The organism is Micromonospora sp. NBRC 110038, assembly GCF_020884815.1.
GTDB lineage: Bacteria > Actinomycetota > Actinomycetes > Mycobacteriales > Micromonosporaceae > Micromonospora > Micromonospora haikouensis.
The window spans coordinates 442,653-462,337 of sequence record NZ_BBOL01000001.1 but is presented as its reverse complement, the minus strand read 5'-3'; the positions used below and the strand labels follow the sequence as shown (position 1 = coordinate 462,337).

Here is a 19,685-nt window from a genome sequence, read left to right as displayed (position 1 = left end):
TCAGCTGTGCTGCGCCCGGTGGAAGATCGGTTGGGTGATCGCCCTGGTGAACTGCGGGCCCACCAGGTAGCGCTTCCCGGGGAGCCAGCCGTGGGAGTTGTCGCCGACCACGACACCGAGCCCGGTGCGCGGGTCGAAGTCCGCGAACCGCGGGCCGCCGCTGGAGCCGCCGCCCATCACGCACTCGGTGCCCCACTGGCCGGGCGGTTCCGGCCAGTCCTCGGTCGCCTGCTGCTCCACCGCCGGGCCCGTGCAGTAGGCGAGGCGTTCACCGGTGTACTCGGGCAGGCCCTCGCGGGCCTTGTCCGAGCTGGCCCGTGGGTAGCCGAACTGGTACACCACGCGCGCTCCGGGTACGTCGTAACCGATGCGCTGGGCCGCGCCGACGGCGTCCTGCACCCGGCGTCCGTCGCTGTTCGGGTGGAGCACCACGAACGCCTGGTCGTACGAGTCGTAGAGGCTTTCGATCTGGTCGTTGCGCAGCCACGTCGAGGGGGCCACCGACAGACGACCGACGAACATGCCGTACGGCGCGCCGCCGTCCCGGTAGCCGGGGACGAACAGCACGTTGCTCGACCACTGGTTGTCCTCACCGATCAGGTCGGTGTTGTTCACGCAGTGGGCGGCCGTCACCACGGTGCTGCGGTTGGCGCTGTCGAGCACGGTCGCCGTGCAGCTGCTGTCCTCCCCGTGGTCGGTGAAGAAGAGCCGCCCGACGGTACGCGAGACGGCGTTCACCCGCGTCCATGGCGCGCCGTCCGGCCCGGCGACGGCCGGCACCTCCGCCGACGGGGTCCTGAGCGCGGCGATCCGCTGCGGAGTCCAGTACGCCAGCACGGCCTGCTGCTCCGCCGCGGTGACGGCCACGGCGTGGGTGGCGACGGGACCGGGCTTGGCGGCCACGGGCTGCGGGGCGGTCCCGGCCAGGGTGGTCGTCACGAGCACGGTGATCGCGCCCGCGACGCCGGCGCGGCTGCGCCAGCCAGAAGTTGGCTCAGATGTCATGGCGGGAAGCGTAGGAACGAAATGTCAGGAACTGGTTCGCCAGACGCCTGGCGCGGCGCACGCCCCGGAGTGACAACGAGACCTTGGACAGCTGTCGTCACGGGGGCGGACGACAACTGTCCAAGGTCCGGTAGTGGCGGTCGGCGGATGCCCGCGGTCCGGGTAGAGGCGGTCAGCGGACCGGGTCGTGGGTGCCCCGGGGCACGTGCGGCTTGCAGCGGCGCAGCCGCTCGGCGGCCATCCGCCCGCCCACGGCCAGGCCGTGCCGCTCGACGGCGGCCAGCCCGTACGCGCTGCACGTCGGGGTGTAACGGCACTGGCCCGGCCAGCGGTGCGACAGCCACCGACGGTAGCCGAGGATCGCGGCCCGGCCGGCCCGGTCGACGACCGGCGCGCGGGTCGCCCCGGCGGCCACCGAGCCGAGGGTGAGCAGGAACGAGAAGAGCCCGAAGTCGCAGCAGTCCGGGCCGTCGCAGTCGCAGTCGGTGCAGGAGTCGACGCCGCGCCGCTTCTTCTTGCGGTGGCGGTCCCGCTTGAGGTTGAGCATGCCGACGATGGTGCGACACGCGCGCCACCTGACCGAACGGAGGAGTCAGGACCAGACGGTGCGGCGGAGCCCCTCGTGGGCGGCGCAGACGTCGGGCCGCCCGCCGGTGAGGGTGAGCGCGCCGTCGCGGCACTGCACCAGATGGCCCGTGCCGGCCCAGAAGTCCTGCCCGCAGTCGAAGTAGTCGCAGACCCGCACGTCGGGCCGGCGGATGCGGGAGCCGCCGCAGTAGTCGTACCCGAAGGGGTTGGCCGGCGCGCCGCAGAGCCGGTCGCGCTTCGCGGCCGGCGGACCGGCGGGCGGCAAGGCGGTGGACGACGCGGCGGTGGACGACGCGGTGCCGTGCCGCGGCCTCGGCGACGCCGTCGGGCCGGGCCGGGCGGTGGGGAGCACGGCCGCCCCGGGGGTGGGCGCTGCGGTGGCGGCGGCGGCGACGTCCGAGCCGGGCCGCACCGGCGGGTCCGACTCGAACAGCGCCACGGGCACCAGCAGCGCCGCGGCGGCGGCCACCGCGACGGTACGCCGGCCGCCCGGCACGAGGGAGGTGATCCGGGCCTGCGCGGGGGTGGCGATGGCGGGGCGGAACGGCCGGGTCTGGTCGTGTTCGGCGATCAGCTCGTCGAGCTGGGCCAGGACCGCGCCTCGCTGCTCGATGGCCTCGGCGAAGGCCAGGGTGAGGGTGAACCGGAACTCGGCGGCGGCGTCGGCGGGCAGCAGCAGGCCGGAGGTGCGCCGCCGGTCGAGGACCTGGATCAGCGTGACCGGCGCCGCCGGGTCGTGGGCCAGGCCGGTCATCCTCCCGTACGCCCAGTCGCGCCGGCCCCGCCCGCCGAGCAGCACGAGGCGGCGGTCGGTGAGCACGGCGAGGCCGGCATCGGTGACCTTGACCCCGTCGGGGCGGCGGTGGTGCAGCGCGGACCGGCCGGGGTCGACGCACAGGTCGGGGGCGGGGAGCACGGCGGTGTGCCGCAGCTCGACCAGTTGCACGGCGGGCAGCGCCCAGAACACCCGCTCGCCGGGGGCGAACTCCAGGGGCAGGCCGGCCCCGGCGGTGGCCTGCCGGCCGAAGTCGGCCGCCGCCGCGCGCAGCCGCCGCAGCTCGTCGTCGCGTCGCCGCCAGGCCCGCTCGGCGTCGCGGTACGTCCGCTGCCGCCGCTCGTTCTGCCGGTGCGCCCACCGGTACCGCCACGTGGGGGCCGCCGAAGGCCGCCAGGTGGAACCCGTCGAATCAGTCTTCGCCACGCCGACTCCTTCGCCGCGCGAGCCACCAACCGGGGTGTCACCGGGATCAACGGCAGCGACGAACCAGACGGACCCGCCAAAACAGGCTAATCACCCGATCGGTGGACCAAACAGCACGGTGGGTGGATGACAGCGCGTCGATTCATGTTCCCTGCCGGGGACCGTGTGGGGAGGTGGATCACTGGGTATCGCCTTCCGCAGCCGGGCGCGGCGGGCGTGCCGGCACCGCCGACGCCGAGGAGGAGCCGTGGCCGACCCGGACCAGCACCCGCGCGTGGTGATCGGGGTCGACATCGGCACCACCAGCACCAAGAGCGTCGCGTACGACACCGACGGGCGGCAGCTCGCCAGCCACTCGGTGGGCTACCCGCTGGACGAGCCGCAGCCCGGCTACGCCGAGCAGGACCCGCTGCTGATCTTCGACGCGGTCGTGGAGACGGTCCGCGCGGTGGTGGCCGAGCTGCCCGGGCCGGTCGCGGGGCTGTCGTTCAGCACCGCGATGCACAGCCTGATCGGGCTGGACCCCGACGGGCAGCCGCTGACCCCGTCGGTGACGTGGGCGGACTCCCGCGCCAGCCGGCAGGCCGAACGGCTGCGCGCCGCCCGGTCGGGGCTGGCGCTGCACCGGCGCACCGGCACCCCGGTGCACCCGATGGCGCCGCTGCCGAAGCTGGTCTGGTTCGCCGAGCAGGAGCCGAAGCTGTTCGAGCAGGTCGCGCACTGGGTCGGCATCAAGGACTACGTGCTGCTGCGGCTGTGCGAGGCGCTGGTCACCGACCACTCGGTCGCGTCCGCCAGCGGCCTGATGGACATCCAGACCCGCGCCTGGGACGCCGAGGCGCTGCGCATCGCGGGCATCACCGAGGAGCAGCTGCCGCAGCTCGTGGCGACCACCACGGTCCTGCCGGGGCTCACCGCCGAGTACGCCGCCGCCACCGGGCTGCCGGCGGACACCCCGATCGTGGTCGGCGCCGGGGACGGGCCACTGGCCAACCTGGGGCTCGGCGCGGTGCGGCCGGGCGTGGTGGCCTGCTCGATCGGCACCAGCGGGGCGATGCGGGTGATGGTCGAACGCCCCGCCGTGGACCCGCTCGGCGGGGTGTTCTGCTATGCGCTGACCGAGGACCGCTGGGTCGTCGGGGGCGCGATCAACAACGGCGGGATCGTGCTCCAGTGGGCCGGCGACGCCCTCGCCCCCGAGCTGGGCGAGGACTCCGAGGAGGAACTGCTCGCCCTGGCCGCCCGCGCCCCCGTCGGTTCCGGCGGGCTGATCATGCTGCCGTACCTGCTCAGTGAGCGCGCGCCGCACTGGAGCGCGCTGCCGCGCGGGGCGTACGTGGGGCTGACCCACGGCCACCGCCGCGAGCACCTGGTCCGGGCGGCCCTGGAGGGGGTCTGCCAGCAGCTCGCCCTGGTGCTGGCGTCGGTGCGCTCCGCCGGCAACGAGGTGCGGGAGGTGCGGGCCAGCGGCGGGTTCGCCCGCAGCCCGCTGTGGCGGCAGCTGCTCGCCGACGCCCTCGGCCTGCCGGTGCGCTTCCCCGCCGGGCACGAGGGGTCGAGCTTCGGCGCGGCGCTGCTGGGCATGCAGGCCCTCGGCCTGATCGCGTCCGTCGACGTCGCCGCCGACCTGGTCCGCATCGACGAGACGGTACGCCCCGACCCGGCCGCCGCCGCCACGTACGCCGCGCTGCTGCCCCTGCACGCCGAGCTGTACGACGCGCTCGTCCCGACGTTCACGTCGCTGCGGCGGCTGGCCCCGAGCCTCCCGCCGGAGCCACCACCCACCGCCCCACCCATGTGATCGCCCGTGCCGCCGGCACGGACGCCGTCCGAAGGTCGTGATAACCGTGGTCACACTGCTCGCCGCACCGGCGGAACCCCTCACCGACGCCGGTGACGCCCAACTGATCGTCGCGGCCGTGCTGGGCATCGCCGCGGTGGTGGTCCTGATCGCCTGGGGCAAGGTCCATCCGTTCCTGGCACTGATCCTCGGCGCGGGCGTGCTCGGCGTCGCCGCCGGGGTGGGGGCCGAGGCGATCGTCACCTCGTTCAGCGGCGGCGTCGGCTCCACCGTCGGCGGGGTGGGACTGCTGATCGCCCTGGGGGCGATGATCGGCGGCCTGCTCGCCGAGTCCGGCGGCGCGGACGGCATCGTCACCCGCATCGTCGACCGGGTCTCCGGCCGGGGGCTGCCGTGGGCGATGGCCGGGGTGGCCGCCCTGATCGGCCTGCCGCTGTTCTTCGAGGTCGGCGTGGTGCTGCTGGTGCCGATCGTGCTGCTGGTCGCGAAGCGTACCGGCGTGTCGCTGATGAAGGTCGGCATCCCGGCGCTGGCCGGCCTGTCGGTGCTGCACGGCCTGGTGCCTCCGCACCCGGGGCCCCTGGTGGCGATCTCGTCGCTCAACGCCGACCTGGGCCTCACGCTGGGGCTCGGCCTGCTGATCGCCGTCCCGACGGTGATCGTCGCCGGCCCGGTCTTCGGCAACATGATCTCCCGGTACGTGCCCGCGACCATTCCCGAGGCGCTCCTGCCCACCCGCACGCCGGCCGCCGTCGGCGGGGCGGAGCGGGGGGCTGCGGAGCGGGGGGCGGCCGGGCGGCGGCAGGCCGACGTGGACGGCGAACTGCTCACCGAGGACGACCTGGTCAACCCGGGCACGGGCCGCCCCGGCGCGCCGGTGGACGACTCCGGGACCGAGACCGCCCGGCGGGCCCCGAAGTTCTGGCCGGCGGTGATCACGGTGCTGCTGCCGGTGGTGCTGATGCTGCTGCGGGCCATCGGCGAGCTGACCCTGGCCGAGGACACTGCGGGCCGCCGGGTACTCGACATCGTCGGCACCCCGATCGTGGCGCTGCTGGCTGGGGTGATCGTGGCCATGTTCACCCTCGGCTTCCAGGCCGGCTTCAGCCGCAAGCAGGTCTCGTCGGTGCTCGGCGGGTCGCTGCCGCCGATCGCCGGGATCCTGCTGATCGTCGCGGCCGGCGGCGGGTTCAAGCAGGTGCTGGTGGACGCCGGGGTGGGCAACCTGGTCGCCGACGCGGCGAAGGACGCCAGCCTGTCGCCGCTGCTGCTGGGCTGGCTGGTCGCCGTCGGCATCCGGGTCGCGACGGGCTCGGCGACGGTGGCCACGATCACCGCCGCCGGCATCGTCGCCCCGCTCGCCACGACCATGGACCGGCCGGGGGTCGCCCTGCTGGCCCTGGCGATCGGCTGCGGGTCGTTGTTCTTCTCGCACGTGAACGACGCCGGTTTCTGGCTGGTCAAGGAGTACTTCGGGCTGACCGTCGGGCAGACCATCAAGAGCTGGTCGGTGCTGGAGACGATCATCTCGGTGGTCGGCTTCGCGGGCGTGCTGCTGCTCGACCTGCTGTTGTGACCTGATCGCCGGTGCCGGCCGGGGCTCGGATGGTCGTCGCGCGGGGCGCCGAGTGGGCCGCCTCCCCGGTGACCCGGGCCGGCGATCGGGTACGCGCTCCCTGGGGAGCTGATGTCGTGGATGACTCAGATCAGGGTCCCCGGACAGGTCGCCGGCCGGGAGCGCCCCAGCACCCGGGCGCACGCCCAGTGCCCGACCGTGATGTCGTAAACGACTCAGCTCCCTAGGGGCCGGAAGGACCGAGGCCGGAAGGACCGAGGCCGGTCCACCATGGACCAGCCCCGGCCTGCGCCGGGCGATGACCAGGCCAACAGCGGGGCGACAGGCGGGCCAACAGCCGAGCGACAGGCGGGCCGACAGCCGGGGGCGGCGCGTCGAAAGCCGGGGCGCGTCGGGTGGAAGCCGGGCGGGGTCAGGTGCGGTTGCGGGCCGCCGGGGTGAGGGCGGCGCGCAGGCCGGCGAGGCCGGTGGGGCGGCCGTACCGCCAGCCCTGGCCGTGCACGCAGCCGATCGCGGTGACCGCCTCGTGCTGCCGGTCGGTCTCCACCCCCTCGGCCACCACGGTCAGGTCGAACGCGTCGGCGAGCCGGGTCACCATCTCCACCGTGGCGTACGCGCGGGAGTCCTCGCCGAGCCGGGCCACGAACGACCGGTCGATCTTCAGCTCGGTGGCCGGGATGCGGTGCAGGTAGCTCAGCGACGAGTAGCCGGTGCCGAAGTCGTCGATGGCGATGCGGATGCCCAGCTCGCGGAGCTGGCGCAGCCGGTCGAGCACGGCGTCGCTGCCCTCGATCAGGGCCGACTCGGTCAGCTCCAGGGTGAGCGCGCGGGGGGCGAGGCCGGCGCCGGCGGTGGCCGAGGTGACGGTGGCGATGAGGTCGGGCCGGCGCAGGTGCGCGGCGGCGATGTTGACCGCGACGGTGGCGTCCGGGTTGCGGTCCCGCCAGGTGGCGGCGGCCCGGCACGCCTCGTGGATCACCCAGCGGTCGATCGGCAGGATCAGCCCGGTCTCCTCGGCCAGGGGCAGGAACCGGGCGGGGGTGAGCAGCCCCAGCCGGGGGTGCCGCCAGCGCACCAGCGCCTCCGCGCTGCGCACCTCGCCGGTGGCCAGGTCGACGATCGGCTGGTATTCCAGGTGCAGCTGTTCCTCGTCGACGGCGCGACGCAGGTCGGCGATCAGCTCGGCGCGGCCCACCGCCGCCTCCCGCAGCGCGGCCGTGCACGTGCGGTACGCGGACTTTCCGGCCGCCTTGGCCGCGTACATGGCGATGTCGGCGTCGCGGAGCAGGTCGGTGTGGGAGGCGTGCTGCGGGCCGTACTCGGCGATGCCGATGCTGGCCGAGGGGTGCACGCCGGCCTCCTCCTCGCCGGGCGAGGGTTGCAGGGCGTCGAGCAGCCGTTCGGCCAGGTGCTCGGGGCGGACCTCCCGGTCGCCGTCGACGAGGACGGCGAACTCGTCGCCGCCGAGCCGGACGACGGTGCCGTCGTCGGCCACGGCCGCCTTCATCCGGCCGGCGATGCTCGTCAGCAGGTCGTCGCCGGTGACGTGCCCGAACCGGTCGTTGACCTGCTTGAAGCCGTCCAGGTCGAGCAACAGGACGGCGACCGGGGGCCCGTCGCGCAGCGCCCGGCGCAGCCGGCGGGTGAAGGTCAACCGGTTGGGCAGGCCGGTGAGCTGGTCGGTGTAGGCGAGGCGGCGCAGCCGGGCGACGAGCCGCAGGTTCTCGTTGGCGGCCAGCCCCTGCCGCAGCGCGAGCACCCCCAGCAGGGCCATCATGCCGACGAAGACCAGGTGCGGGGTCTGCCCGGTGGGCCGGCGGGCCAGCACCACCGCCACGATCGCGCCGCCCACCGGCAGGTAGGGCAGGGCGACGCGCCACCACGGTGGCAGCGGCGGCTCGACGGCCTCCTCGGCGGCGTCCCAGGCCGGGGGCGACGGATAGTGGGCGGCGACGCCGATCAGCAGGTAGCTCAGCGGCCAGCACACGTCGATCGGATGGCCGGGGGCGTAGCTGCCGTGGGCGAACAGGGAGACGTACGCGGCATCGGCGACCGCCCGGGTGCCCAGGCTCGCCCCGATCGCGGCGAGCGGCCGCCACATCGGGCGGGCCGGGCCGGCCACCGCGACGAGGATGGTCAGCTGCATCAGGTCGAGCATCGGGTAGAGCAGCCCGAAGGTGCGCAGCGGGTCGGCCAGGTCGGCGTCGGCGATGTCCCGGAACACCACCACCCAGCCGATCGGGATGAGGGCGAGCCCGACGATCACCCCGTCGAGCACGGTGCGGGCGCGGCCGACGACGTTGCGGGACGTGGCGGCGCAGCAGAGCAGCGCGGCGGTGCCGGTGCCGATGCCGAGGGTGAACAGCGCGCCGATGAGCACCGTGTGCGGCAGGGCGTCGTCGCCGAGCCGCTGGACCGTCCACACCGTCCGGCCGAGGGCGGCGAGGCCCATGGTGACGGCGAGCAGTACCCAGAACCGGCGCAGCGGCGGCGGGTGCCGGCGGGCGGCCCGGACGCAGGCGTGGCCGGCCCAGCCCGACACGGCGATCGCGGTGAGGTCGCTGACCAGGGCCGCGCCGGGCAGGGCGGCGACCAGCCAGGTCAGCTCGACGAGCAGGATCGCCGCGGCCACGGCGAGCCCGGCCCGGCCGGGCCGGGCCGCCCCGGCGGGAGCGGCGCAGGCGGGACGTGCGTCGTGGGGCAGCACAGTGTCGTCCGGCTCTCTCTCCTGCGCGCACCCTCGACGGCGAGGACCGGTGATTGACGGCGAACCACGAAAGCGTAGCCAGCGGCAGGGCGGGCCGCCAGGCGGGTGCACAGAGGACGGTGGCGCGGCCCCGGACCGGAGCGACGGGTCAGGCCCACTCCTCCGCCGGGTCACCGTCCGCCGGCCCGGCCACCGGGCCGGGGGCGGGATCGGAGAGGACGGGTGCGGCCGGCGGGCCGCCGTGCGTCCACGGGGTCTCCTCCGGGGCGGGGAACGACCCCGCCGGCAGGAACCCGTCCGACAGGGTGGTGAGGCAGAGCCGCTCCCCCACCTCCGGCACCGTGCCCGGCGGCGCGGTCAGCCCCCGGCCCATCCCGCCGGAGAGCTCCAGCACCACCTCGGTCTTGCCGTCGGCCGCCGGGGTCAGGAACACCACCCGCGCCTTCTGCCCGGGCCGGGCCGGCGAGTACAGCGTCGCGCCGACCGGCACGGCCACCGGCTCGGTGGTCACCACCTGGATGCGGGGGCGCAGCACCGGGCGCTTGCCGGTGTCGTCGACCCGCGCCGGGTCGGCGAGCGTCACGTCCCCGACGAACGCCTCCCCGGTGAGCCGGTGCTCGGCCATCACCAGCGGGTCGTCGTAGGCGCGCTGGACCGCGTACGAGGCCGCGGCCCGCTCCAGCCGGTGCAGGCGCACGGCCGCCGCCACCGCGCCGTCGCGGCGCGGCTGCGGCCCGCCGCCGGCGTCGACGTGCTCCGCGTGGCCGGTGAAGGCGTCCCGGTCGCCGGCCCACCGCCCCGCCACCCGCGCCCCCGGCGGCAGGGCGGCCAGCAGCCCCAGGCCGCGCCACACCAGCTCCCAGGTGGGCGCGAGCTGGCCGCGCAGCGCCAGCTCCAGCTCCGCGTACGCGGACCGCCGCGCCGCCTCGTCGTCGGCCGCGTCGGCGTACGCGGCGATGGCCGGGGCGAGCACCCGGTTGTCGAACTCCGGGTCGGTGGCCGGGCCGGCGGGCGGGCAGCGCGCCGGGTCCTCGGCGCGGGCCGCCGCCTGTGCCCCGGTGAGCCCCGGCGGCGGGTCGAGCCAGCCCAGCACCGCCGGCAGGTGCTGGTCCTCCACCGCGCTCTGCCCGGTGGCCCAGTGCAGGGTCAGCGCGTCGGTCAGCGCCAGCAGCGCCGACGAGCCGGGCTGCTCGGCCCGCTCGGCGAAGAACGTCAGCCAGCGCCCGAGCAGCGGCACCGCCGGGTGCACCGGGTAGTCGCCGTCGGCGCGGCGGAACCGGGTGGAACGGCCGAACAGCCGCAGGAACGTCACCCCGCCCGGGTTCGGCACGACGAGCTGCGGCGCGTCGACGTACCGGTGCCGGACGTCGCGGCCCCGGTCGACCGCGACCGCCTCCGTGTCGCCCCGGAACGAGTCCAGATAGGGCAGCACGATCCCGGCCAGCTCGGCGGCGAACGCGAACCGCTGGTCGCGGTTGCGCGGCTGCGGCACGATCAGCAGCCGGGCCGCGTCGGGGGCGTCGCCGACCAGCGCCGCGAGGGGGGCGTTCGCCTCGCCCGCCATCGTCAACGGCACCAGCACCAACGGCCGGTCCGACAGGTGCAGGTGCCGGACGGTGGCCACCGGCTGCGCCACCCCGGCGGCGAGCGCCTGGGCCTTCGCGAGCGCGCGCAGCGTACTCATGCGGGCTGACCGGCCAGGGCGTCGGCGCGCAGCCGGGCCGCGGCCCGCAGCAGCGCGGCGGCCTCCGCCTGCCCGGGCGCGCCCGGGTCGGAGCCGGCGGCCAGCGCGAGGACCTCGGCCACCGTGGCGACCCCGCCGAGCGCCTCGCGGACGGGCCGGCCCAGCGCGGCCGTCTCGGCCCGGGTCTCGTGCCGGCAGAAGTACGCCAGCTCGCAGGCCGCGAGGCAGTCGGGGGCGTAGCGGGCCGGCACCGACGCCAGCGACCGGCGCAGCCGCTCGGGGTCGGTCGACGGGTCGGCGGTGAAGTCGGCGGGCAGCCGGGCCAGCAGGTCGTCGACGCGGGCCATCCGGTCGAGCTGGCGGCGCAGCACCAGCAGTTGCTTGCGCACGTCGACCAGGCTGGCGACGGGCCGGTTGGCGAAGTCGCGCGGACAGACGAGCACCACGTCGGAGGAGACCAGCGCCGCGTCGTGCCCCTCGGCGGCGAGCAGCTCGCGCAGCGCGAGCACGTAGACGGCCGACTGGATCGCGGCGGCGGCCACCTTGCCCGGGTCGGCCTGCCCGTCGATCACCGGGAACGACTTGATCTCCACGACGTGGAACCGGCCGGCGAGGCGGGCCGCCACCAGGTCCGGTTCCAGGTGCACCCGCTGGCCTGCCACGTCGAGGCCGAGCAGCGGATGGTCGAACAGGGCGGCCGGGTCGTCCGCGCCGGTCGGCACGGCGGCGGCCAGCGCGGCGCGGGACCGCGCGGCCCGGCCGGTGGCGTCGGGCGGGCCTGGCTGGTCGCCGCGGTCCTCCGCGCCCAGGTCCGTCCAGGTCGCCGGGCCGCCCGGGTCCACGCCCAGCCGCTCGGCGACCAGCCGCAGCAGCTCGGCCCCGCCGTCGGCCTTGACCTGCGCCTCGAAGGCGTTGCCCCGGGTGATCGCGAAGCGGGACTGCCCGAACCGGGCCGGGAACCCGACCCGCTCCGCCAGCCCCGGCTTGTCGGCCCCCGCGCTGTCCAGCACGGCCCGGCGGTCACAGCCGGGGTTGCCGGTCAGCGCGGCGATCGTCCGGGCGTTGTGCCGGCGCGGCGCACCGCCGCCCCGGATCTCGGCCAGTCGCCGCGCGGTGCTCGTCACGACACGCCACCTTAGGCGGTCCGCGCCCGTTCGGCGCGGGCCGCGCCGCGCCAGAGCAGCACGGCCACCGCGACGGTGGCGGCCAGCGCCGCCCCGGCCATCGCCCAGAGCACCGTACGCAGGCCGGAGGTGAAGCCCGGGTCGGCGAGCCGACCGGCGGTGGTGCTGGCCAGCACCGCCCCGACCACCGCGATGGCGATCGTCTCGCTCGCCAACCGGGCGGTGTTGATCATCCCGGCGCCGGTGGCCGCCCGCCCCGGCTCGACGCTGCCGATCGCGATCGCGTCCAGCAGCCCGATCGACAGGCCGATGCCCACCCCCATCGTCAGCAGCGGCCCGGCCAGCGACGCGGTGCCGCTGTCCGGGGCGATGACGGTGGCCCAGGCCGCCCCGGCCGCGACCACCACCACGGAGCACACGATGACGGCCGGGGCCGGCACCAGCCGGGTCAGCGCGCCGCCGAGCAGGGGCAGCACCAGGGTCGGGGCGGTGAGCAGGATCAGCGTGCCGCCGGCCGCCCCGGGGCTCAGCCCGACGACGGTCGTCAGGTACGACGGCAGGTAGACCAGCAGCGGCACCAGCACCGCGACGATGGTGGCCGCCGCCAGGCAGACGCCGACGAACCGGGGGTTCGCGAGCAGGGCCAGGTCGAACATCGGCGCGGCGCGGCGGCGCTCCACCCGCACGAAGAGCACCAGCAGGGCGACCGCCGCGACGAAGGCCACCACGATCACCGGGGCGGACCAGCCGAACTCGGGGCCCTGCACGAAGCCGAAGATGAGCAGCAGCAACGCGGCCGTGAACGACACGGTGCCGGGCCAGTCGACCCGCCCGGCGTGCGGCTGGCGGGACTCCGGCAACAGCGGCACGATGCCGAGGACCGCGCAGGCGACAAGCGCGGGGACGACGAACACGGCCCGCCAGCCGAACGCCTCGATCAGCAGCCCCGCGATCGACGGGCCGAACGCGAGGCCGGCGCCGATGGCCGTGCCGAACAGGCTGAACGCGCGGGCCTGCCCCGCCCCCTGAAACGCGCCCGCCAGCAGGGCGGCGGCGCTGGTCGCGGCGGCGGCAGCCCCGATGCCGGCGAGCACCCGGGCCGCGTCGAGCAGCACGATGTCGTCGACGAACGCGCCGGCCAGCCCGGCGACGGCGAAGAGCGCGAGGCCGGTGGCGTAGACGCGGCGGCGGCCGAGCAGGTCGGCGAGCGCGCCGGTGGCGAGCATGAAGCTGGCGAAGGTGGCGTTGTAGCCGTTCACCACCCACTGCACCCCGGCCAGCCCGGCGTCGAGGTCGCGGCCGATGTCGGGCAACGCGACCGACGCGCCGGTCAGCGAGATCGGCAACGAGATGGTGGACAGCAGGACGGCGACCAGCACGACGGCCGGATGGTTGCGCACGATTCTCCCCGTTCTTCGCGGCGGCCCCAGCCTAGGTGTCGCCGGCGGGGCGGTACCGGGTTCGGGGCGGAGATCACAGCGCATCGCCGCAGGCGGGCGGCGGCCCGGCCAGGGGTCAGCGGTCGGCGGAGCGGTTCCAGGGCGAGCGGGGCAGGACGGTGCCGGCCAGCGGACGGCGGGCGCGGCGGCGGGGCCGGCGGCCCGGGGTGCAGGGCGGGCGGGAGGCGGTGCGCGCCGGCAGCTCCGGCACGGTGGCCTCGGGCACGGTCACGGGCTGAGGGGCGGTCACGGGGTGGCCGTCGGTCAGGGGACGGCGACCGATCAGCCAGCAGAGGAAGCGGGCCATCGGCGGATCAGCCCACCGGGAGGCGCGCGGCCTCGGCGGCGGAGATGTCGTACTGGGCGCCGCAGAAGGTGCACTGCTGGACGTAGCGGGTGCGGATCGGGATCAGCGGGATGAAGAAGAGGGTGAACTTCGTCGACCGGCGGCTGATCACCTGGGCGGCGTGGTTGCCGCAGTTGCGGCACACCTGCTGCGCCACGCCCGACCGGTCGACCTTGGTGCGGAGCCCGAATATGAAGAACATCGCCCCGCAGTACCCACCCGCCGCGCTCCTTGCACCTGTGATCCCTGCCAACGGGAGAAACAAGATCGTGCTCAATCCGGGAAAGAGTGGTCTCGCCCGGCATCGGAAGCCACTCGATCCCTGATCGAGCACGATCTTCAGCCTGCGCGGCCGGTCACCACTGCTACGTCGACGCCGCTACCGGAGCGGGTGCGTCAGGAGACCGGGGTCGGGTCCGGGAGCCAGATCGGCCGCCAGTCGGGCAGCTCGTGGAACCGGACCAGCTCGCCGAACCCCGCGACCGTGCCGCTCCACGCCGCGTACGGTGGGTTCTGCTCGTCGAAGCCGCTCTGCACGAAGGTGAGCTTGGTCCTGCCCTGCGACTCGGCCAGCTCCCAGGTGGTGACGCCCGTCGGGCCCCAGTCGATCGACATCCGCCGCCCCGGTTCCAGGTCGACGACCTTGGCCGCGTAGCCGGACTCGAAGCCGCCCATGGCGTACCGGCCGCCGATCCAGGGCTCGATGCCGATCGGGTAGCCGAACCAGGCGCTGGCCTGCGCCGAGTCGGTCAGCGACTCGTACACCTTGGCCAGCGGGGCGGCGATGAGCAGCTCCCCGCGCAGGTCGGCGGAGGTGAAGTCGGTGCGCGGCAGGAGCTGGCGGCCCTCCAGGTGGGCGGCCAGGTTGGCGATCGCCAGCGCCCAGTACGTCTGGAGCACGCCCCGGATCGTGCTGCCGCTCATCGCCTCGGCGAAGTCGAAGTGGCTCTGCCGCAGGGTGAGGATCGTCGCGTCGCCGTCCGGCTCCAGGGTGAACTCGGTGGTTGTCTCCACCCCGTCGAGCAGCCAGCCGAAGCGCAGCGTGCGCTCGTCGGCGTGCAGCAGCCGCTGGTGCGGGGCGTCGCCCTCGGGGGTGTAGCGCCCCCAGAACGCGTACCGTTTGGGCAGTTCCACCTCGGCGTGCTCGGCCAGCCAGACGCGCAGCTCGGCCGGGTCGGTGAGCGCCCGGTGGACGGTCTCGACGGGTGCGGCGAGGCGGGCGCGCACGGTCATCGGTTCAGTCACGGTCTTCTCCCTTGGGATAGCAGGCCACGGCGAGCTTGAAGGCGTCCCCCTCGGCGCCCCCGTAGCGGGTGAACAGGTCTTCCAGGGCGGTGCGCAGGTCGGCGAGGAACTCCTGCCGGCGCTCGGCGGGCACCCGGATCTCCCCGGAGACGCCGATCGACGGCAGCTCGGGGGCCGCCCGGTCCAGCGCCGCTACGTCGGCCTGGACCTCCTCCATGAGGTCGAGCAGGTGGCCGAGGCTCAGCTCGTCGCGGGCCCGGCGCAGCCCGCCGATGCGGCCGACGAGCCGGGGCGAGAGCCAGTAGGAGCGGGCGGCGGCCTGGTAGATGCCCTCGCTGATGCCGCGCACCTTGCGCTCGGACACCTGCTCGGCCAGGCCGGCCGCGACGAGCTGCTTGACGTGGTAGTAGACCCGCTGCGGGGTCTGGCCGAGCCGGGCGGCGACCTCGGTGCAGGTGCCGGGCTCGGCGAGCTGCCGCAGCACCTCGATCCGCTGCGGCTTGAGCAGGGTCTCGGCCTGCGACATCTCTTCGAGGTACAGGACGTCTCTCATGGCAAAACCAGTTTGTACGTACAAAAACTTCTTGTCAATAGGTTCGACGAAAGGGGACGGCCGCGCGGCCGTCCCCTTTCGTCAGCGCCCGCCGGTCAGGCGGACCAGTCCGGCCGCAGCGGGTAGCCGTTCACCCCGCGCGGGCCGTTGCGCGTGGCCAGCACCTGGTGCAGCTGGATCTCGTTGCGCTCGAACGCCAGCCGCGATCCCGCCATGTAAAGTCCCCACACCCGGGCGGTGCCCTGGCCGACCTCGGCCACACACTCGTCCCAGTGCGCCACCAGGTTGCGGCACCAACCGGCGAGGGTCAGCGCGTAGTGCTGGCGCAGGTTCTCCTCGTGGTGCACCTCCAGCCCCGCGTCGTGGATCTCGCTGATCAGCCGCCCGGGGCCGGCCAGCTCGCCGTCGGGGAAGACGTACCGGTCGATGAACGCGCCCGAACGGTGCGGGGCCCGGTTGTCGGCCCGGGTGATGCAGTGGTTGAGCAGCCGCCCGCCGACGCGCAGCCGGCCGCCCAGCGCCCGGAAGTAGGCCGGATAGTTGCGCACCCCGATGTGCTCGGTCAGGCCGATCGAGGAGATCACGTCGAACTGCTCGCGCGGGGCGTCCCGGTAGTCCAGGTGCCGCACCTCGGCCAGCTCCGACAGCCCCTCCCGCTCGATGGCCGCCTGCGCCCACTGCGCCTGCGCCCGGGACAGGGTCACGCCCAGCGCCTTCACGCCGTATTCCCGGGCCGCGTGCCGGACCATGCCGCCCCAGCCGCAGCCGACATCGAGCAGCCGCATCCCCGGCTTCAGCCCGAGCTTCCCGGCGACCAGGTCGTACTTCGCGGCCTGCGCCTGCTCCAGCGTGTCGTCGGGGCTGCGGAACACCGCGCACGTGTACGTCATCGACGGCCCGAGCACCAGCTCGTAGAAGGCGTTCGACACATCGTAGTGGTGGGAGATGGCGGTGCTGTCCCGGGTGCGGGAGTGCCGCAGCCCGTTGACCATCCGCTTCCAGCGCGGCGCGGCCTCCTGCGGCGGGGGCGGCGGCGGCATCAGCCGCTCCCAGCCCAGCCCGCGCACCAGGGCCAGCCCCTCGGCCAGCGACGGCGGGCGCAACTTCAGCTCGTCCTTGAGCACCCGCAGCGCCTCGTACGGGTCGCCGGGGTGCACGCCGCCCAGTTCCAGGTCGCCGCTGACGTACGCCCGCGCCATGCCCAGGTCGCCCGGGGCGGTCAGCAGGTAGGACAGGCCCCGCTCGGAGCGGACGGCCAGGGTGATCCCGGCGTCGGCCGGGCCGACGGCGCTGCCGTCGTACCCCGTGATCCGGACCGGTAGGGCCCCGGCCGTGACGGCACGGACCACGTCGGCCACGGTCGGGGTCGCGCGCCGGCTCCCGGCCGGCGGGACGGACGGGACGTCGGCCGCCCCCTGTTCTCGGTCAATCAGGCTCATTTTCGCGCTACCGCCTTCTCGTAAAGTCCGGTGAGCCGGTGGTCCGGGTCGTAACGGTCCTTCACCGCGCGCCAGGTGTCCCCGCCGTAGAGCCGGTCGAACGCCTCGCGGTCGTAGTACGCGTCCGAGTAGAGCGACTTGTGGCCGCCCGCGTCGGACACCGCGCGCTCGACCAGCCGGTTGACGTCGCCGTCGGCGGCGCCTCCGGTGATCGGCACGGTCCCCCAGAAGCCGATGTTGACGTAGTTCTGGCCGGGACGCAGCGGATATAGCGGCCAGGCCCGCGCCGAACCGGGGCCGGCCGGCTCGCGCAGCCGCAGCGGGCAGAGCCAGACCGGGGACATCCGCACCTCGCGGGCGAACCAGCGCAGGAAGCCGGCGGTGCCCTCCAGGGGGATCTCCACGTCCTGCACCACCCGCTCGCGGGCCGGCTGGCCGCGAAGCCGGTCGATGCGGGCCGCCACCTGGTGCCGGTGCTCCAGCCGGACGAGGCGGTGGTAGACGTCGCTGCGCCGCAACCGGGCCGGCCAGAGCCTCCGCACGACCGGGTGCTGCGCGCCGAACGCCGCCGAACACCAGAACCAGTCGGTGTCCCACCGCCACAGGTAGTCGTGGGTGGTCAGCCAGTCGCGGGTGCGCCGGGGCAGCGAGCGGTAGTAGATGCCCTGGCCGGTGTAGTCGCTGACCTGCGGCGCGTCGTCGGTGAAGGTCGCCAGCACGAGGTACGCCTCGCCGGGGCTGAACATCACCCCGTCCATCGCGTCGACCGGCTCGCCGGCCCAGGAGCCGGTGGCGGTCACCTCGCCGATCGCCTCGGTCAACGCGTCGAGGTCGGTGAAGCGGACGTTGCGCAGGGCCACGTACGTGCGGACCGGGGCCAGCTCGATGCGCAGCCGGGTGGCGTAGCCGAGGCTGCCCAGCGAGTTGGGGAAGGCCGCGAAGAGGTCGGCGTGCGGCCCGTCGGGCCGGGCGGTGACGATCTCGCCCGCGCCGGTGAGGACGTCCAGCTCCAGGACGGACTCGTGCGGCAGGCCGTGCCGGAACGACGTGGACTCGATGCCGAGGCCGGTGACCGCGCCGCCCAGGGTGATGGTGCGCAGCTGCGGCACCACCAGCGGCATCAGCCCGTGCGGCAGGGTCGCGGCGACCAGCCGCTCGTAGGTGCACATGCCCTGCACGTCGGCGGTGCGGACGACCGGGTCGACGCCGATCACCCCGCCGAGGCCGCTGACGTCCAGGCCGGGGACGCTCGGGGCGGATCTCGGGCGGAACAGGTTGGAGGTGCGTTTGGCCAGTCGAACGGTCTCTCCGGCGGGCACCGCGGCGTACGACCGCCGCAGCAGGTCCACCGCTCCGTCGTGGTCAACTGCATGATCCACACGGCCTGCGCGCATGAGATCACTCTACGCGCGAACGATCGTTCCGGTGGGGACGCTAACCTGGGGCGCATGCCGAAAGCCGTCTGGAACGACCTGGTGATCGCCGACAGCGACGACACGGTGGTGGTCGAGGGCAACCACTACTTCCCGCGCGCCGCCCTGCGCGACGACGTGCTCCGCGCGTCCGCGACGCACACCTTCTGCCCGTGGAAGGGCACCGCCTCCTACTACACGCTGGAGCACGACGGGCGCAGCAGCGCCGACGCCGTCTGGTACTACCCGGACCCGCTGCCGGAGGCCGAGATGGTCCGCGACCGGGTGGCGTTCTGGAAGGACGTCTCGGTCGTCGACTGAGCCGGCCCGCGCCGGCGCAGCAGCAGGGAGAGCCCGGCCGCGCCGATCGACAGCGCGCCCGCGACGTACCAGGCGACGGCGTAGTCGCCGAGCCGGTCGCGGACCAGCCCCGCCCCGGTCGCGGCGAACGCCGCGCCGAGCTGGTGGGCGGCGAAGACCCAGCCGAAGACCACCGCGCCGGACGCGCCGAACCACTCCCGGCACAGCGCCACCGTCGGCGGGACGGTGGCCACCCAGTCCAGGCCGTAGAAGACGACGAACACCAGCATGCTCGGCTCGGCGGTGCCCGCGAAGAGGCTCGGCAGCACCAGCAGCGACGCGCCGCGCAGCGCGTAGTAGGCGCCGAGCAGCAGCCGCGCGTCGAACCGGTCGGTGAGCCAGCCGGACGCGACCGTACCGACGATGTCGAACAGCCCGACCAGGGCGAGCAGCCCGGCGGCGGTGGTCTCGGCCATGCCGTGGTCGTGGGCCGCCGGCACGAAGTGGGTGCCGACGAGGCCGTTGGTGGTCGCGCCGCAGATCGCGAAGCCGCCCGCGAGCAGCCAGAACGGCCGGGTCCGCGCGGCGGCAGCCAGCACGCCGACCGCCCGCGCCGCCGCGCCGCCCGTCGGCGGCGCGGGCGGGACCACCTCCGCCGCGCCGTAGGCGGGCACGCCGAGATCCGCCGGGTGCTCCCGCAGCAGCCACCCCACCAGGGGTACGACCGCCAGCGCGGCCCCGGCGACGACGAGCGCCGCCGCGCGCCAGCCGTGGTCGCGCACGAGCACGGCGACCAGCGGGAGGAAGACGAGCTGACCGGCGGCCCCGCCGGCGGTGAGCACCCCGGTCACCAGGCCCCGCCGCGCGACGAACCAGCGCCCGGTGACGGTCGCCACGAAGGCCAGCGCCATCGACCCGGTGCCCAGCCCGACCAGCACGCCCCAGCACAGGACGAGCTGCCAGCTCGCCGTCATGAAGACCGTCAGCCCGCTGCCGAGGGCGACCAGCACCAGGGCGACGGTCACCACCCGGCGGATGCCGAAGCGGTCCATCAGGGCGGCGGCGAAGGGGGCGGTGAGCCCGTAGAGCAGCAGGTTGACCGAGACGGCGGCGGAGACGGTGGCCAGCGGCCAGCCGAACTCGGCGTGCAGCGGGTGCAGCAGCACCGAGGGGGTGGCGCGGAAGCCGGCCGCGCCGACCAGCGCGACGAAGGCGACGGCCGCCACGGCCCAGGCCGGGTGGAAACGACGGGTACGGGTCACGCA

The 19,685-nt window shown here is 75.0% G+C and carries 17 protein-coding genes; 3 read left to right on the top strand and 14 right to left on the bottom strand.

The window, feature by feature from the left end; all coding sequences use genetic code 11:
• The 3 genes from LPU61_RS01905 to LPU61_RS01895 form a co-directional block, all read right to left on the bottom strand.
• The gene (locus LPU61_RS01905) at positions 1–1,005 is read right to left on the bottom strand and encodes a serine protease (protein WP_229403893.1); all 1,005 of its coding nucleotides are present in this window, start codon (positions 1,003–1,005) and stop codon (positions 1–3) included.
• Between the two features lie 172 nt (positions 1,006–1,177).
• On the bottom strand, positions 1,178–1,552 hold the full coding sequence (gene yidD / locus LPU61_RS01900) for a membrane protein insertion efficiency factor YidD (RefSeq protein WP_077936442.1): 375 nt from the start codon (positions 1,550–1,552) through the stop codon (positions 1,178–1,180).
• Between the two features lie 45 nt (positions 1,553–1,597).
• Positions 1,598–2,794 (bottom strand): hypothetical protein, encoded by a 1,197-nt coding sequence (locus LPU61_RS01895; RefSeq protein WP_229403892.1) that lies wholly within the window; start codon positions 2,792–2,794, stop codon positions 1,598–1,600.
• Positions 2,795–3,041: 247 nt separating this feature from the next.
• Here LPU61_RS01895 and LPU61_RS01890 point away from each other — a divergent pair, with 247 nt between their 5' ends.
• The gene (locus LPU61_RS01890; RefSeq protein ID WP_229403891.1) at positions 3,042–4,595 is read left to right on the top strand and encodes a gluconokinase; all 1,554 of its coding nucleotides are present in this window, start codon (positions 3,042–3,044) and stop codon (positions 4,593–4,595) included.
• 46 nt (positions 4,596–4,641) lie between these two features.
• Positions 4,642–6,171, top strand: a complete 1,530-nt coding sequence (locus tag LPU61_RS01885; protein WP_043962123.1) for an SLC13 family permease — start codon at positions 4,642–4,644, stop codon at positions 6,169–6,171.
• A 412-nt stretch (positions 6,172–6,583) separates the two neighbouring features.
• On the opposite strand, the gene LPU61_RS01880 is transcribed toward LPU61_RS01885, so the two are convergent.
• The 10 genes from LPU61_RS01880 to LPU61_RS01835 form a co-directional block, all read right to left on the bottom strand.
• Complete coding sequence (locus LPU61_RS01880) at positions 6,584–8,878, bottom strand: bifunctional diguanylate cyclase/phosphodiesterase (RefSeq protein ID WP_199485981.1); 2,295 nt, start codon at positions 8,876–8,878, stop codon at positions 6,584–6,586.
• Between the two features lie 148 nt (positions 8,879–9,026).
• A complete protein-coding gene (locus tag LPU61_RS01875) occupies positions 9,027–10,562 on the bottom strand; it encodes a hypothetical protein (RefSeq protein WP_229403890.1) in 1,536 nt (511 codons plus the stop codon).
• Positions 10,559–11,686, bottom strand: coding sequence for a hypothetical protein (locus LPU61_RS01870; RefSeq protein ID WP_229403889.1), 1,128 nt, complete (start codon positions 11,684–11,686; stop codon positions 10,559–10,561). Before LPU61_RS01870 ends, LPU61_RS01875 begins: the two co-directional genes overlap by 4 nt.
• An 11-nt stretch (positions 11,687–11,697) precedes the next feature.
• Positions 11,698–13,086 (bottom strand): MFS transporter, encoded by a 1,389-nt coding sequence (locus tag LPU61_RS01865; RefSeq protein ID WP_229403888.1) that lies wholly within the window; start codon positions 13,084–13,086, stop codon positions 11,698–11,700.
• 115 nt (positions 13,087–13,201) lie between these two features.
• Positions 13,202–13,432: a hypothetical protein gene (locus tag LPU61_RS01860; protein ID WP_229403887.1), complete on the bottom strand. Its 231-nt coding sequence runs from the start codon at positions 13,430–13,432 to the stop codon at positions 13,202–13,204.
• Positions 13,433–13,439: 7 nt separating this feature from the next.
• Complete coding sequence (locus LPU61_RS01855; protein ID WP_229403886.1) at positions 13,440–13,673, bottom strand: zinc-ribbon domain-containing protein; 234 nt, start codon at positions 13,671–13,673, stop codon at positions 13,440–13,442.
• A 194-nt stretch (positions 13,674–13,867) separates the two neighbouring features.
• Positions 13,868–14,716 (bottom strand): SRPBCC domain-containing protein, encoded by an 849-nt coding sequence (locus tag LPU61_RS01850; RefSeq protein ID WP_043962117.1) that lies wholly within the window; start codon positions 14,714–14,716, stop codon positions 13,868–13,870.
• The gene (locus LPU61_RS01845) at positions 14,709–15,269 is read right to left on the bottom strand and encodes a helix-turn-helix domain-containing protein (protein WP_229403885.1); all 561 of its coding nucleotides are present in this window, start codon (positions 15,267–15,269) and stop codon (positions 14,709–14,711) included. The genes LPU61_RS01850 and LPU61_RS01845 overlap by 8 nt, the downstream gene beginning before the upstream one ends.
• A 95-nt stretch (positions 15,270–15,364) precedes the next feature.
• The gene (locus LPU61_RS01840) at positions 15,365–16,708 is read right to left on the bottom strand and encodes a class I SAM-dependent methyltransferase (RefSeq protein ID WP_043962116.1); all 1,344 of its coding nucleotides are present in this window, start codon (positions 16,706–16,708) and stop codon (positions 15,365–15,367) included.
• The gene (locus LPU61_RS01835; RefSeq protein ID WP_229403884.1) at positions 16,705–18,102 is read right to left on the bottom strand and encodes an FAD-binding oxidoreductase; all 1,398 of its coding nucleotides are present in this window, start codon (positions 18,100–18,102) and stop codon (positions 16,705–16,707) included. Before LPU61_RS01835 ends, LPU61_RS01840 begins: the two co-directional genes overlap by 4 nt.
• Before the next feature lie 54 nt (positions 18,103–18,156).
• Between LPU61_RS01835 and LPU61_RS01830 the strand changes: the two genes are divergently transcribed.
• On the top strand, positions 18,157–18,441 hold the full coding sequence (locus LPU61_RS01830; protein WP_229403883.1) for a DUF427 domain-containing protein: 285 nt from the start codon (positions 18,157–18,159) through the stop codon (positions 18,439–18,441).
• Here LPU61_RS01830 and LPU61_RS01825 read toward each other — a convergent pair.
• Complete coding sequence (locus LPU61_RS01825) at positions 18,363–19,682, bottom strand: MFS transporter (protein ID WP_228986462.1); 1,320 nt, start codon at positions 19,680–19,682, stop codon at positions 18,363–18,365. The two genes, LPU61_RS01830 and LPU61_RS01825, sit on opposite strands and share 79 nt — an antisense overlap.
• Between the last annotated feature and the right edge of the window lie 3 nt (positions 19,683–19,685).